General features: G+C 65.0%; 11 protein-coding genes, 1 tRNA gene and 1 rRNA gene. 7 read left to right on the forward strand and 6 right to left on the reverse strand.

Features of this window, described 5'->3' with window-relative positions; translation table 11 throughout:
* Nucleotides 1–121: 121 nt before the first annotated feature.
* The 4 genes from ASC48_RS11385 to ASC48_RS11400 all read right to left on the reverse strand — a co-directional run bounded on the left by ASC48_RS11385 (nt 122) and on the right by ASC48_RS11400 (nt 5,470).
* Complete coding sequence (locus ASC48_RS11385) at nt 122–1,099, reverse strand: TAXI family TRAP transporter solute-binding subunit (RefSeq protein ID WP_055455848.1); 978 nt, start codon at nt 1,097–1,099, stop codon at nt 122–124.
* 238 nt (nt 1,100–1,337) lie between these two features.
* On the reverse strand, nt 1,338–2,687 hold the full coding sequence (locus ASC48_RS11390) for a sigma-54-dependent transcriptional regulator (protein ID WP_055455849.1): 1,350 nt from the start codon (nt 2,685–2,687) through the stop codon (nt 1,338–1,340).
* A complete protein-coding gene (locus ASC48_RS11395) occupies nt 2,684–4,558 on the reverse strand; it encodes a sensor histidine kinase (RefSeq protein WP_055455850.1) in 1,875 nt (624 codons plus the stop codon). Before ASC48_RS11395 ends, ASC48_RS11390 begins: the two co-directional genes overlap by 4 nt.
* Nucleotides 4,559–4,639: 81 nt before the next feature.
* Nucleotides 4,640–5,470, reverse strand: coding sequence for a helix-turn-helix transcriptional regulator (locus ASC48_RS11400; RefSeq protein ID WP_055455851.1), 831 nt, complete (start codon nt 5,468–5,470; stop codon nt 4,640–4,642).
* A 111-nt stretch (nt 5,471–5,581) separates the two neighbouring features.
* Here ASC48_RS11400 and ASC48_RS11405 point away from each other — a divergent pair, with 111 nt between their 5' ends.
* The 7 genes from ASC48_RS11405 to ASC48_RS11435 all read left to right on the forward strand — a co-directional run bounded on the left by ASC48_RS11405 (nt 5,582) and on the right by ASC48_RS11435 (nt 13,674).
* Nucleotides 5,582–6,841, forward strand: coding sequence for a cytochrome P450 (locus tag ASC48_RS11405; protein ID WP_055455852.1), 1,260 nt, complete (start codon nt 5,582–5,584; stop codon nt 6,839–6,841).
* A gap of 29 nt (nt 6,842–6,870) precedes the next feature.
* A complete protein-coding gene (locus ASC48_RS11410; RefSeq protein WP_055455853.1) occupies nt 6,871–7,191 on the forward strand; it encodes a 2Fe-2S iron-sulfur cluster-binding protein in 321 nt (106 codons plus the stop codon).
* Between the two features lie 145 nt (nt 7,192–7,336).
* A complete protein-coding gene (locus tag ASC48_RS11415; protein ID WP_055455854.1) occupies nt 7,337–7,579 on the forward strand; it encodes a type II toxin-antitoxin system VapB family antitoxin in 243 nt (80 codons plus the stop codon).
* The gene (locus tag ASC48_RS11420; RefSeq protein ID WP_055455855.1) at nt 7,579–8,019 is read left to right on the forward strand and encodes a type II toxin-antitoxin system VapC family toxin; all 441 of its coding nucleotides are present in this window, start codon (nt 7,579–7,581) and stop codon (nt 8,017–8,019) included. Before ASC48_RS11415 ends, ASC48_RS11420 begins: the two co-directional genes overlap by 1 nt.
* Before the next feature lie 202 nt (nt 8,020–8,221).
* The gene (locus ASC48_RS11425) at nt 8,222–8,836 is read left to right on the forward strand and encodes an ImuA family protein (protein WP_072242592.1); all 615 of its coding nucleotides are present in this window, start codon (nt 8,222–8,224) and stop codon (nt 8,834–8,836) included.
* Entirely contained in the window at nt 8,751–10,232 is a 1,482-nt protein-coding gene (locus tag ASC48_RS11430) for a Y-family DNA polymerase (RefSeq protein ID WP_055455857.1), read from the forward strand. Before ASC48_RS11425 ends, ASC48_RS11430 begins: the two co-directional genes overlap by 86 nt.
* Nucleotides 10,216–13,674: an error-prone DNA polymerase gene (locus ASC48_RS11435; RefSeq protein ID WP_055455858.1), complete on the forward strand. Its 3,459-nt coding sequence runs from the start codon at nt 10,216–10,218 to the stop codon at nt 13,672–13,674. The genes ASC48_RS11430 and ASC48_RS11435 overlap by 17 nt, the downstream gene beginning before the upstream one ends.
* 90 nt (nt 13,675–13,764) lie before the next feature.
* Here ASC48_RS11435 and ASC48_RS11440 read toward each other — a convergent pair.
* Nucleotides 13,765–13,841, reverse strand: a tRNA-Met gene (locus tag ASC48_RS11440).
* A 68-nt stretch (nt 13,842–13,909) separates the two neighbouring features.
* Nucleotides 13,910–14,024, reverse strand: a 5S ribosomal RNA gene (gene rrf / locus ASC48_RS11445).
* Nucleotides 14,025–14,111 lie beyond the last annotated feature (87 nt).

The following is a 14,111-nucleotide window of genomic DNA, read 5'->3' on the forward strand; positions in this document are numbered from 1 at the left end:
CCGGATCATTCACGAAGAATGGCGGCAGCCGGCAGCTGCCGCCCTCCGGAGTTTGGCCACCCGGCACAAGGGCCGGGGGCTCATCTCAGGGCTTGATGCGTCAGCATCTATAGCCTTGGTCTTACTGACCCTTCAGGGCATCGGGAATGGTGATGCCCTTTTCTTCATAGTAGCGCACGGCGCCCGGATGGAACGGCAGGAACGAGTTCTTGTCGATGTTCTCTGCAATTGTCTCGGCAGCGGTGGCGTGGATCTGCACCATGCGGTCATTGTTTTCCATCACCAGCTTGGTGATTTCATAGGCCAGCGTTTCCGGCATTTCGGCATTGGCAACGGCGAAGTTCCACAGGCTCACGGTGCCCTGCGGGTCCGGGAAGCCCTGATAGAGGCCGCCAGGCACTTCGAAGGCAGCCAGTTCCGGCATGGCTTCGAGGATCTTCGTCTGCTCGTCTTCACTGAAGCCAAAGATGTTGACCGGGTTTTCAGCTGCAATCTGGGCGAAGGCGGAGATCGGAACGCCGGCAGCGAAAGCGAAGGCGTCGATCAGGCCGTCCTTGACCTGGCTGGTCGCATCATTGGCGCCGGAATAGGAAATCACCGGCTTCACGCCGACGGTTTCAAAGTAGCGGGGCCAATAGGTTGCGGCCGTACCGCCAGCCGGACCAACCGACACGCGCTTGCCGTCAAGATCGGCTACCTTCGTGATGCCCGACGACTTCAGCGCAACGACCTGGAACGGCGTCTGATACATTGGGAACAGGGCGCGAAGCTTCTTGTGCTCGACACCCGGAGCCAGTTCGCTTTCACCCATCCAGGCCTGATAGGCCGGCCCCATGGTGACGAGGCCCATCAGATGGTCGCCCGTTTCCACCAGCGTGGCGTTCTGCACCGGCCCGCCGGTCACTTCAGCCGAAGAATTGACGCCGAGCTTTTCGGTGATCAGGCCGGCAAGGCCCGTGCCGTAGATGAAATAAGTGCCACCCTGACTTGCCGTTCCAATGGTCATGCTGCCGGGCCAGCCGGTCTTGTCCTGAGCAACGGCCGGGGCAGCAACGCAAAGCGCCATGGCACCAGCCATGGCAATCATCAGCTTCTTCATGGAATCCTCCCAACGGTCTTCCGGTATGGTCCATCCGGCGCCTCCTCTGGGCCGGACTTGACCGGACCTAAGCGCCTGCCGGGACGCATGGCAACGCCGGGAGGTCCTCCAGACGGCCGGTTTGTTTCATTTTCCGTTAAAGGATGGGAGGAATCCGTAACATTGCCCCGTTGGCATGTGTGGAATTCCACACATGCGCAGGTCATCCGGCCCATCTGAACAGAACTGACGCCTTGCCCTACTCGCGGGCATCCAGCGCAAGACTCTTGTCGAGCCCGTATTTCTGCATCTTTTCGTAAAGCGTCTTGCGCGAAATGCCGAGCTGTTCGTAGACCGGTTTCAAAGCCCCGCCATGAGCCGTGATGGCATTGGCAATGAGCTGCCGCTCATAGGCGGCCACCTTGTCGGCCAGCCGGGTCGAGGGCGCATCCTGAGCCCCGGCGCTGTCCAGTCCGGTCTCCAGCCCCAGCACCAGCCGGTCGGCCGCATTGCGCAGCTCGCGCACATTGCCCGGCCAGTCACGCCCGGCGATTTCCGACAGGACCTCCGGCGCCACTTCCAGATCCTCGCGGCCATAGCGTGCACAGGCCTCCCGCACCAGATGCAGGAACAGAAGCGGAATATCCTCCCGCCGCTGCGCCAGGGACGGAACGCGGATGGTCGCCACATTCAGCCGGTAGAACAGGTCGGCGCGGAACCGCCCGGCCGCCACTTCCGCCGCCAGATCCACCTTGCTGGTCGCCAGAAACCGCAGGTCCAGCGGCACGGCCTCATTGGAACCGAGCCGGGTGATCGTACGCTCCTGCAGCACCCTGAGAAACTTGGCCTGCAGGTCCACCGGCATGGAGCCGATCTCATCCAGCAGGATTGTGCCTCCCCGCGCATGCTCGAACTTGCCGTAACGCGCGCGCAGCGCCCCGGGAAAGGCTCCCGCCTCATGGCCGAACAGCTCGCTCTCGATCAGCGTTTCCGGCAGCGCCGCGCAATTGATGGCAATGAACGGTCCCTTGGCGCGGGCGCTGATGTCATGCAGGCTGCGGGCGACGACTTCCTTGCCCGCCCCCGTCTCGCCAATGATCAGCGCATCCGCATCGCTGGCGCCGATGGCCCGCAACCGGTAGCGCAGATCGACCATCACCGGGGTGCGGCCCGGCAGGCGCGTCTCGATATCATCACGCTTGCCTGCAACAGCCCTGAGGCGGCGGTTCTCCAGCACCAGTGCCCGCCGGTCCAGCGCATGGCGCGCCACACCCGCAAGCGCCTGGGTGGTGAAAGGCTTCTCGATGAAGTCATAAGCCCCTTCGCGCATGGCCTTCACGGCCAGTTGCACGTCGCCATGGCCGGTCACCAGGATCACCGGGATCTCGTGATCCAGCTCCCGGATCCGTTGCAGCAGCGTCATACCGTCCATGCCCGGCATGCGTATGTCGCTGACCACAATCCCGTCGAAGCCGAAGCCGGTGCGTGCCAGCACTTCTTCTGCGGAGGAGAATGTCTTGACCTGCAGCCCGTAGAGCTCCAGCGCCTGACTGGTGGAGAGGCGCAGATCCTCCTCATCATCAACAAGCAGAACCACGCCGGAGTTCATACGGCCACCTCTTGCAAAGTCCCGGCGCCCGCTTCCACCTGCGCCTGCATAAGCCCGATACGGAACAGCGCCCCGCCCCCCGGCCTTGGCAGAACGGCGAGACTGCCACCGAAGTCCTTGATGATGTTATAGGAAATCGAAAGGCCCAGACCAAGGCCCTTGCCGACACCCTTGGTGGTGAAAAAGGGATCGAAAATCCGCTCGATGATTGCCGGCGGCACACCGGGCCCCCGGTCGCCGATTTCTATGACGATATGGCTCCCCTCCTCACGGGCGCGGAGCATGATCTCCCGGTCCTCAAGCTCCTCGACCGCATCACAGGCATTGGTCAGAATGTTGACGAGCACCTGCTGCAGGCGCACCGGACCGCCGCGCACCGGCGGAAGGCCCGCAGGAATGCTGGCATTCACGGTTGCACCGGCCGAAGCCAGCCGGGCCGAGACAATTTCCAGAGTATCACGGACAGCATCCTCGATCCGCACCGCCCCAAGCCGCTCGTTCGGCTTGCGGGCAAAATTGCGCAGATGCCGTGAAATCGACGCCATCCGGTCGATGAGCTTGGAAATGCGGCCGAGATTGTCCAGCGCCTCCGCGATGCGGTTCCGCTCGATCAGCAGGGCGGCACTGTCCGCATAGGTCTTGGCGGCGGCCAGCGGCTGATTGAACTCATGCGAGAGGGCCGCTGACATCTGGCCGAGCCCGGCGAGCTTGCCGGCCTGGATCAGATCGGCCTGGGTCTGGCGCAGCTGCAGGTTCACCCTTGCAAGATCGGCCGTGCGCTCCTCCACCCGCCGCTCCAGTTCCGCCTGCGCCTCGATCTGCATGAACATGCGCTCCTGCAGCCGGGCGCGGCGCTGGATGACGGCGGAGCCCCCGAGCACGGACAGGCAGAGGAACAGGAGAATGGCGACAAGACTGGTGCGCGCCTGGGTGTGGATCGAGGCCGTGTCGAGCAGCACCTTCACCGTCCAGTCGGCTCCGGGCATGTAATGCTCGAGCATCAGATATTCACGGCTGCCGCCGGTCTGGCTGCCGGACTGGCCGCCGGTTTGACTGCCGGTTTGACTGATGGTCATCAGATCATGCCCGGCAAAACTGCTGCGCGCCACCGGCAGCTCCCGCAGGATCGCGTCGGAATAGCGGCGGGATTCTTCTGTCCGGCTCAACCGCTCCTGGGTCAGCGGCAGCACCGAGGCATAGAGCCATTCGGGATTGCCGGTCATGAAAATGATGCCTTCCGGATCCGAAACGAGGATCTTGTATTCGCCGCCCTGCCAGGAGCTTTCGATGCCTTCGATATCGACCTTGAAGACAATCACCCCGCGGATTTCTCCCGAGACCCGGACCGGTGCCGAAAAGTAATAGCCGCGCTTGGCCGAAGTGGTGCCAAGGGCATAGAAGCGCGCCGGCCGCCCGGCTGCAGCCTCCTGGAAGTAGGGGCGGTAGCTGAAATTCTCGCCGACGAAACTCGCCGGCCCGTCAAAATTGCTGGCGGCGATGGTCGTGCCATCCATTGTCATGACATAGATGTCGGAGGATTCCAGCAGCGTGTTGATGTCCTTGAGATACTGGTTTGCCAGCTGGCGCAGGCCGGCATTGTCCGGATCCATCAGCAGATCCTTCATGTCCTGATGATCGGCGATCAGGGTCGGCAGCGGCTCATAGCGGCTGAGATGGCCGCTGAGGGCTGCGACCGCCAGACGCAAGGCACTGCCGGCCTGCAGCGAGGCCTCCTGCATGAAATGCCGTGTCAGGGTCCTGTCGCCGATCGTCACAAGCGCCAGGGCCGAAAGCCCCAGCAGCACGATCAGCGCCGCAATCATCCGCCGCGCTGCAATGATGCGTCTTTCAGGAGATATTGCATCAGCCATCAGGTCAGGTCCTCTTCGGGCAGAAGATACCGTGGCAGGCGGAGGTTTCCAATGGCAAGCCAAGGCCGCAGCTGCTGCCCGTCAGAAACCGGCGCCCTTGCGGAACCGCGCGGGCGGAAGTCCGGTGAGACGGCGGAAGTCACGGGAGAAATGATAAGGATCGGCATAGCCGCAGGCGGCGGCAACCTCTGCCACGGAGCCGGAGCTTTCCGTCAGCACCCGCTTGGCGGCGGTGATGCGCTCATGGCGCAGGAAATCCATCGGCGTCGTGCCCGTAGCCGCCCGGAAGGCCCGGAAAAGCTGGGAGGGGCTGAGCCCTGTCAGCGCCGCCATGTCCCCGATCCGCCAGGGATGGGAAAGACTGACACGCAGGCGCTCCATCAGCGCGGCGATACGGGGATCCTGCGTGCGCCCTCCATCCGCCGGGCGCCCGGCCGCCAGCCGTGAAACAATGAGTGCCACTTGCGCATTCACCAGGGCATCCACCGCAGGCCCGCCCTGCTGTGCCAGCCGCAGCACAGCCGCAAAGGCAGCTTCCATGTCCCTGCAGGCCTCAGGCAGAAACAGCGGCTGGCGCGCCACATCCAGCACCCGGTGCAGCGCATCAAGCCCCGCGCCGCGCAGACCCATCCAGTAATAGCGCCAGCGGCCCTCCCCCGCCGCGCCATGCGCATAAGGCCTTGATGTGTCGAGCCAGGCGACCATGCCCGGCAGGACCGTGTGCGTGGCACCGCCCGTCTCGATCCAGCCCTGCCCTTGCGTGGCGATAAGCAGCACGTGATCACGGTAGCGCTTGCGCGTCGGCTCGGCGCCGGGCAGCGCCAGCCCGTGACCGGCCGCCTGCAGCGCATAGGGCAGCACCGCCGCCAGCGCACCAGGGGTGTGAAAGGCAATCTCTTCACGCTCGTCCATTATGCGCTGACGATGCGGCGCCTTGCGAGTTTTGTCCAGTTTTTGCGTTGATCCTGCATTTCCGCCCGGATTTTATGAAGCTATCTTCCGCCCCTTGAGGGAGATTTTGTCATGTCAGGTTCCGTAGCCGGCGCAGCGCCGTCACAGGGTGAGTTTGTCTTTGCGCCGCTGGAGCCTGCCTTTGCGGCGGATCCCTATGCCGCCTATGCGCAGCTGCGGGCGCGCGAGGGGCTGACATGGTTCCCCGATTTCAAGATCCATCTCGCCTCCCGCTTCGAGGATGTGTCCGCCATCGTCATGGACAAGCGCATGGTGCGCTCGCTGGACGGGCTGGTGAGCCCCGAGGAGATCGCCGCTGAAAAGCGCGCCGGAAACTGGCACGACATGCCCCACCATTCCCGCTTCGTGCAGTTCAGCCTGCTGGACAGTGACGGCGAGGTGCATGACCGGCTGCGCAAGGCCGTGTTCCGCCTGTTCACCCCGGCCATGATCGCAAGGCTGCGCGACAGCATCCAGTCCTACGTGGACGGGCTGGTGGACCGCCTGCTGGACCAGCGGGACATCGACTTCGTGGAAGATCTGGCGGCGCAGGTGCCGGGGCATATCATCGGGCGGCTGCTTGGCGTGCCGGATGAGGACTGCCCGCAGCTGCGCATCTGGTCCGAGAATATCGTCCAGTTCTTCGACATCGACCGGTCGGACGCCCGCAAGCAGCTGGCCGAAACCGCGACCACCGAGTTCTACACCTATCTCACCGCGCTGAAGGCAGAGCGGCAGAAGGCCCCGCGCGAAGACCTGATTTCCGAGCTGATCCGCGCCGAAGCCTCGGGACAGTTCACCGAGGACGAGTTCATCTCCACCTGCATGCTGATCCTCATGGCCGGGCACGGCTCCACCATCGACGTGCTGGGCTCAGGCATGCACTGCCTGTTCCGCTTTCCGGACGAGCGGGAGAAGCTGAGGGCAGATCCCGGCCTGCTGCCCACCGCCGTGCAGGAGATGTTCCGCTTCGAGGCGCCCCTGCCCTTCTTCCACCGCTACGCCACGGAAGACGTGACCATCGCCGGCACTGCCTATCCGCGCGGGACGAAATTCGGCCTGCTCTATGGCGCGGCCAACCGCGACCCTGCGGCCTTTGCCGATGCGGACCGGTTTGACGCAGGCCGCAAGCCCAACCGGCATCTGGCCTTTGGCGGCGGCGCGCATTTCTGCCTGGGCAACCATCTGGCGCGGCTGGACATGGAAATCATCTTCGCCACCCTGCTGCGCCGCTGCGCAAGGCTGGAGCTGGCGGAAGACCAGGTGGACTACAAGCGCGGCCTTTCCGTGCGCGGGCCCAAGCGCCTCAACCTGCATCTGGCTCCTGCCTGAGCCTTCAGCTTCCAATTGGACACGCCCCCATGCCCCGTATCATCTTCCAGTCCGCCGATGGCACCCGCACCGAAGTGGAGGCCGCAAGCGGCCAGAGCCTGATGAGTGCCGCCGTTGCCCATGGCATCGAGGAAATCGCCGCCGAATGCGGCGGTGCCTGCGCCTGCGGCACCTGCCATTGCTACATCCCCGAGGGACAGGGCATCGCCCTGCCGGAGGCGGAAGAGATGGAACTGGCGATGATCGAATGCGTCATCGATCCCCGCCCGCAAAGCCGCCTCACCTGTCAGGTCACCGTCAGCGAGGCCATGGACGGCCTGGTGGTGGAGCTTCCAGCAAGCCAGCACTGAAGCCGGCTCTCGATGAGCTTGACCGATCAGGAACCGGTCAAGCCCGTGCGGCGCCTGAGCAATTTCAAGGCGTGAGGCGGCAGATGGCATCTGGTAAGGATATGAATTTCAGGATATGATAATATCCTTGAAAGGATATGCTGCCATGCCGCTCTACATCAAAGACCCGGAGGTCGACAGGCTCACCAATGAGCTGATCGGCCTGACCAAGTCAAGCAAGGTCGATGCGGTCAAGGATGCCCTCAAGAGCGCCATCGCCAATAAACGGGCCAATCTCCCGATCCGCGAAAAGCTGGCAAAGACCTTTGCCATGATGCATGCGCTTGGACCACTGGCACCGGGAGACCACAAGCAGGAAACCGATGAGATGTGGGGTGAGAACGGCTGATGCTGTTTATTGATGCCTCTGTCATCGTCGCAATTCTCGCCCAGGAGGAAGATGCAGGCGCGCTTCTGGACCGCCTCGAGGCGGATGGTGGACCTTACTACATCTCCTCCATCGTCCGCATGGAGGCGACACTGGCCTTGACCCGCCGGATGGCAGAGGCCACCGGCAGGGATATGCCCGCGACCACCCAGATGATGCTGAAGGCGCGCAGTCTGGTCGAACAGTTCGCCTTGGACCTCGACTGCAAGGAAGCCATGATTTCCGGCGATGTCGGGTCCAAGGCGCTCGATGCAGCCCTGCAGTTCGGCAAGATCATGAACCACCCGGCGCGCCTGAACATGGGCGACTGCTACAGCTACGCTTGCGCGAAAGCCTACCGCACGAAGATCGCCTACAAGGGTGATGACTTCACCCATACGGATCTGGGCTGGCCAGTCTAGGTTGGCCTATCTGGACCGCCCCATCCGCTGACGCGGAAACCAGCAGCACAAGCCCACGCATGCGGGCTTCTCTCCTCTTCCGGGTGAAACAGTGCCGTGCATCAGGCACTCCGGATGGCTTGCCAGATTCAACAGGGAGACTCGCTGCAGCTTTCAGGCTATAGGTGGATATGTTCACGTTTTACCCCAAGCCTGCCAAGTGATGAGCAACAGTCCGTCAATCTCCCTTCCCGTTCTGGCTCCGGACCGGGTGCACGAAGCCTCCGGCCCGGCAGCGCTGGCTTTTGCACTGCTGCAGGCGGCGCAACCGCGTGAGGGCAAGGGAACGGACAAGGCGGTGCTGCTGATCGTGCCCACCCATCTGCGCGGCGGACTGCTGCCCTCAGGCGTTGCGCCGCTGATCGACCCCAGCCACCTCATCACCGTGCTGGCCCCCACGCAGACGGATCAGCTGTGGAGCATGGAAGAGGCGCTGCGCTCCGGCGCGGTGCATGCGGTGATCACCCTGACGGAAAAGCCCCTGACCCTGACGCAGGGCCGCCGCCTGCAGCTGGCCGCAGAAAGCGGGCGCACGCTGGGCCTGCTCGTCACCGGACAGGAGGGCGGCAGCAACGCCAGCGAAACCCGCTGGCACTGCGCGCCCCTGTGGGACGAGGCGGACTCGACTCTGCAGGCCTGGCGGCTTATAAAGAACAAAAGAGGAACAAACGGCAACTGGATGGTGCGCCTCAATGACAAGAGCTCTGGCCCGGCGGGTGTTGTGCATCTGGTTTCCCAGACTGGCGAGCGACCGCATCCTGCGGCTGCGGCCTCATGAGGGGCCGTTTGCCATCAGCCTCAACCGCAGCAACAGCGAGCATATCCACTGCCTGAACAGGGCGGCAGAAACACGCGGCCTGCGCCGGGGCATGAGCCTTGCCGATGCACGCGCCCTGTGCCCGCAGCTTGTCAGCGAACCGGCCGACCTGCCCGGCGAACGGCAGTTTCTGGCCGCTCTTGGCCGCTGGGCCGGGCGCTATGGCCCCATGGTGGGGCGCGATGGCGCCGATGGGCTGGTGGCCGACATCACCGGCGTCCCGCATCTTTTCGGCGGGGAGGAGGGTCTACTTGCCGATCTCCATGGCCGCTTCAGCCAGGCCGGACTGACAGCCGCCGCCGCCATTGCCGGTACGCGCGGGGCGGCCTATGCGCTCTCGCGCCATGGCGGCGGTATTGCTCCGCCGGGTGAGGAGCTCGCCGCCATCGGCGCCCTGCCGCCCTCGGCCCTGCGGATCGATGGGGAAACCGCCAACGGCCTGCAGCAGATGGGCCTGCGCAATATCCGCGACCTCACGCAGGTGCCGCGTGCGCCACTGGCGCGCCGCTTCGGCGCCTCGCTGATGCTGCGGCTCGATCAGGCGCTCGGCCTTGCCGGAGAGCCCGTTTCTCCCGATGGCCCGCCGCCGCATTTCGGCGCCCGCATCACCCTGCCGGAGCCGCTGGGCCTTGTCGATGACGTGATGGCCGCCCTCACCCGCCTGCTGGAGCGGCTGTGCGAAAAGCTGGCGGCCGTCAATCTCGGCGCCCGGCGGCTGCATGTGGAACTGCGGCGGGTTGACGGCGATCTGGCACAGCTGGACGTGGGCCTTGCCCGGCCCATGCGCGACCCCGCCGCCATCGCCCGCCTGTTTGCCCGCTCGATCGAAAAGCTGGATGCCGGTTTCGGCTTCGACCAGCTGCGCATGACCGTCAGCCTCGTGGAGGAGATGCAGCCGCAGCAGCTGACGAGTGCTGGTGAGGGCGAAGCGGAGGGCAAGCTCGCCGATCTCATCACCCGCATCGGCAACCGGCTGGGCTTTGATGCCGTGCGCCGCCACCTGCCTGCGGACAGCCACATTCCGGAACGCAGCTATCTCGCCGCCCCCGCCGCCTTCAGCCGGCCGGAGCCTTTTCCCCGAAGTGGCCCGCGCCGCCCGCTCCTGCTGTTTCCGCCCGAGCCGCTGACGGCACAAGGGCCAAAGCCGCCCGCCCGTTTCTCCTGGCGGCGCATGCGCTTCACCCTTGGCCGCGCCTCCGGGCCGGAGCGGCTGTCGCCAGAATGGTGGCTGGATGATCCCGCCTGGCGCCGGGGCCTGCGCGATTACTGGTTCGTCGAAACCCGCGAGGGCCGCCGCCTCTGGCTGTTTCATACACCGCAGGACCCGGGATGGTACATCCATGGCGAATTTGCCTGAAACGGCAGCGGGCGGCTATGCCGAGCTTTGCGTCACCAGCAACTTCACCTTCCTGACAGGCGCCTCGCATCCGGAGGAGCTGGTGTTGCGGGCGGCGGAACTGGGGCTGCAGGCGATTGCCATCACCGACCGCAACAGCCTTGCAGGCGTGGTGCGGGCCCATGTGGCCCTGAGCGAGCTGCGGCGGCAGCGGGCGGAACAGGCTGGCGCGCCGGAAAGGCCGGAAGAAACACCGCTGCACCCGATGACGGGCCGCCCGCATCCGCCCGTCCGCTCCCACCGGCGCATTGACCCGTCAAGCCGGCAGGATATGGGCCGGCAGGATATGGGCCGGCAGAATATGCAGGCGCCAGAATCCGGCGAGCCGCAGAAGCCCGCAGGCCCCGCCCTGCCGAAGCTGATCCCCGGGTCACGGCTGGTGCTGCAGGAGTGCCCGGTGGAGTTTGCGGCTCTGCCGGTGGACAAACCCGCCTATGCAAGACTGTCGCGGCTGCTGACCATCGGCAAGCGCCGTGCCGTCAAGGGCGCCTGCACGCTCTATCTCTCCGACCTGATGGAGTGGGGCCGCGGCCTCATCCTCATCGCCCTGCCGCCGGATCTTCTCACCGCGAAGCCGGAGATGGCGCTGGAGGTGAAGGCCGTGCTGAACCGGCTCGTCCAACAGTTCCCCGGCCATGTCTACACCGGCGCGGCACCCGGCTATGACGGGCAGGATCAGGCCCGCTTCGATGCGCTGTACCGCCTGTCGCTGGCGACGGCCGCGCCTCTGGTGGCCGTTGGCGATGTGCTGATGCACCGGGCGGGCCGCCGGGCGCTCGCCGATGTGCTGACCTGCCTGCGCGAGGGCTGCACCATTGCCACCCTTGGCCGCCGCGCCCTGCCCAATGGCGAAAGGCGGCTGAAGGACGGTGCCAGCATGGCCCGCCTCTTCGCCCGTTATCCGGCAGCGCTCCGCCGCACGCTGGAGATTGCCGCCCGCTGCGGCTTTTCGCTGGATGACCTCAGCTACCAGTACCCGGAGGAAGTGAGCGGCGGCGAGGATGCGCAAGGCCGGCTGGAGCGGCTGGTGCGGGCCGGTCTCGAAAGCCGCGAGCGCTTTCCCGATGGCGCGGATGCGGACACGCTGGCCAAGGTGGAGAAGGAGCTGGCGCTCATCCGCCTCAAGGCCTATGCGCCCTATTTCCTCACCGTGCATGACATTGTCCAGTTCGCCCGCAGCCGGAACATCCTGTGCCAGGGGCGCGGGTCGGCGGCCAATTCCATTGTCTGCTATGCGCTTGGCATCACCGAGGTGAAGCCCGGCACCACGCTGATGGTATTCGAGCGCTTCATTTCCGCCGAGCGCAGCGAACCGCCGGATATCGACGTCGACTTCGAGCATGAACGGCGCGAGGAGGTGATCCAGCACATCTACGAGCGCTATGGCCGCCACCGCACCGGGCTCACCGCCACCGTCATCCATTTCCGCTCCCGCGCCGCCATCCGCGAGGTGGGCAAGGCCATGGGCCTGTCGCAGGATGTGCTCGCCGCCATTGCCGGGCAGAGCTGGGGCTGGTCCAATGGCCCGCCGGATCCGGCGCGGCTGCGCGAAATCGGGCTGGACCCGTCGGAGCGGCGCCTTGCCATGACGCTGGAGCTGATTGCGGAAATCATCGGCTTTCCCCGCCATCTGTCGCAGCATGTGGGCGGCTTCGTCATCACCCGTGACCGGCTGGACGAGTTGTGCCCTATCGAAAATGCCGCGATGGAGGGGCGCACGGTCATCGAGTGGGACAAGGACGACATCGACGCCCTCGGCATCCTCAAGGTGGATGTGCTCGCCCTCGGCATGCTCACCTGCCTGCGCAAGGGCTTTGATCTTCTGGTCCAGCACGAGCGGCAGGCGTTGACGCTGGCCAGCGTGCCGGAGGAGGATGCGGCCGTCTATGACATGCTGTGCCGTGCCGATGCCATTGGCGTCTTCCAGGTGGAAAGCCGGGCGCAGATGAATTTTCTGCCGCGCATGCGCCCGCGGGTCTTCTACGATCTGGTGATCGAGGTCGCCATCGTCCGCCCCGGCCCCATCCAGGGCGGCATGGTGCATCCTTATATCAACCGGCGGCGGGGCAGGGAAAAGGTGGAATACCCGTCCGAAGCACTCAGGACTGTGCTGGGCAAGACGCTGGGCGTGCCGCTGTTCCAGGAACAGGCGCTGCAGATTGCCGTGGTGGCAGCGGGCTTCACGCCCGGCGAGGCCGACCGGCTGCGCCGCAGCCTTGCCACCTTCAAGCGCATGGGCACGATCCATACGTTCCGGGACAAGTTCATCTCCGGCATGCTGGGCAATGGCTACAGCCCGGAGTTTGCCGAACGCTGCTTCAGCCAGATCGAGGGTTTCGGCGAATATGGCTTTCCCGAAAGCCATGCGGCGAGCTTTGCCCGGCTGGTCTATGCTTCCGCATGGATGAAATGCCACCATCCGGCCATTTTCGCCTGCGCCCTGCTCAATGCCCAGCCCATGGGCTTCTATGCTCCGGCGCAGATCGTGCGCGATGCGCGCGAGCATGGGGTGGAGGTGCGGCCCGTCTCGGTCAATCACTCCGCATGGGACAACACGCTGGAGCGGCGCAGCGACGGCGCACTGGCCCTGCGCCTCGGTTTCCGCCAGATCAAGGGCCTGCGCGAGGCGGATTGCCAGGCCATCGCCGCCAGCCGGGGCAACGGCTATCCGGATGTGGAAACCATCTGGCAGCGCACGCGCCTCAAAGGCGATGTGCTGCAGCGGCTGGCGGAAGGCGACGCGCTGAGCTGCCTTGGCCTCACCCGCCGGGCCGCCCTGTGGCAGGTGAAGGCGCTGGGGCAGGCCCGCACCCTGCCGCTGTTCTCCGGCATGGACGGGGAAGCGATTGCCGAGCCTGAGGTTGCCCTGCCCTCCATGTCGCTGGGAGAAGAGGTGGTGGAGGATTACGCCGCCCTGCGCCTGTCCTTGCGTGCCCACCCGATGGAGCTGCTGCGCCCCGCGCTGCCGGGCCTCACGGCCCATGACCAGCTGACCCGGCCGGATCTGCGGCAGGTGAGCGTGGCCGGTCTCGTCATCACCCGCCAGCGCCCCGGCACCGCCTCGGGCGTCATCTTCCTGACGCTGGAGGATGAAACCGGCGTCAGCAATGTGGTGGTCTGGCCCAAGGTTTATGAAGCCTTCCGCCGCGCCGTCATCGGCGGGCGGCTGTTGCGCGTGACGGGGCGTTTGCAGCGCGAAGGGCAGGTGGTGCATCTCATCGCCGGACAGATCGAGGACCTGTCCCACATCCTGCCCGGCCTCGGCCAGTTTGGCGGAGAGATAGATGCCACGGGCGGAACGCCTGCCGCACCCGGCGGCGCTGATCTGAGGGGGGGAAAACCCGGCGCCCGCCATCCGCGTGAACAGGCCAAGCTTTTATTCCGGAGCCGCGATTTTCATTGAGGGGCTGCTTTGCCCGTGTTGACACGGGCGCGCAATGCAAAAGGCCTCCCGCTCGGGAGCCTCGGAAGCTACTGATATATTTGATAATTCTGGTTGCGGGGGCAGGATTTGAACCTGCGGCCTTCAGGTTATGAGCCTGACGAGCTACCGGGCTGCTCCACCCCGCGTTGAGGTGTTTTGGCGGTTTTTTTTGCCGCGGTTTGTTGAAGAGTTTGATTTTATCTGCGTTTTGCAGGCCTGGCAGCGACCTACTCTCCCGTGTCTTGAGACAAAGTACCATTGGCGCTGGGGGGTTTCACGGCCGAGTTCGGGATGGGATCGGGTGTTGGCCCCCCGCTGGGGCCACCAGGCCGGCGAAACGCAGATGAGAGGAACTGGTCTTTTCAGCTGTTGCTGATCGATGTGTTTCTTAGTTTGAGATACGCGCGGGATGTTAC

The organism is Pannonibacter indicus (assembly GCF_001418225.1).
In the GTDB taxonomy this organism is placed as follows: domain Bacteria; phylum Pseudomonadota; class Alphaproteobacteria; order Rhizobiales; family Stappiaceae; genus Pannonibacter; species Pannonibacter indicus.

What these genes read in the sequence shown, in the direction of transcription:
- ASC48_RS11395 (WP_055455850.1), bottom strand. Translation starts at nt 4,558, where the DNA reads ATGGCTGATGCAATATCTCCTGAAAGACGCATCATTGCAGCGCGGCGG.
- ASC48_RS11385 (WP_055455848.1), bottom strand. Translation starts at nt 1,099, where the DNA reads ATGAAGAAGCTGATGATTGCCATGGCTGGTGCCATGGCGCTTTGCGTT.
- ASC48_RS11420 (WP_055455855.1), top strand. Translation starts at nt 7,579, where the DNA reads ATGCTGTTTATTGATGCCTCTGTCATCGTCGCAATTCTCGCCCAGGAG.
- ASC48_RS11400 (WP_055455851.1), bottom strand. Translation starts at nt 5,470, where the DNA reads ATGGACGAGCGTGAAGAGATTGCCTTTCACACCCCTGGTGCGCTGGCG.
- ASC48_RS11410 (WP_055455853.1), top strand. Translation starts at nt 6,871, where the DNA reads ATGCCCCGTATCATCTTCCAGTCCGCCGATGGCACCCGCACCGAAGTG.
- ASC48_RS11435 (WP_055455858.1), top strand. Translation starts at nt 10,216, where the DNA reads ATGGCGAATTTGCCTGAAACGGCAGCGGGCGGCTATGCCGAGCTTTGC.
- ASC48_RS11415 (WP_055455854.1), top strand. Translation starts at nt 7,337, where the DNA reads ATGCCGCTCTACATCAAAGACCCGGAGGTCGACAGGCTCACCAATGAG.
- ASC48_RS11425 (WP_072242592.1), top strand. Translation starts at nt 8,222, where the DNA reads ATGAGCAACAGTCCGTCAATCTCCCTTCCCGTTCTGGCTCCGGACCGG.
- ASC48_RS11390 (WP_055455849.1), bottom strand. Translation starts at nt 2,687, where the DNA reads ATGAACTCCGGCGTGGTTCTGCTTGTTGATGATGAGGAGGATCTGCGC.
- ASC48_RS11405 (WP_055455852.1), top strand. Translation starts at nt 5,582, where the DNA reads ATGTCAGGTTCCGTAGCCGGCGCAGCGCCGTCACAGGGTGAGTTTGTC.
- ASC48_RS11430 (WP_055455857.1), top strand. Translation starts at nt 8,751, where the DNA reads ATGACAAGAGCTCTGGCCCGGCGGGTGTTGTGCATCTGGTTTCCCAGA.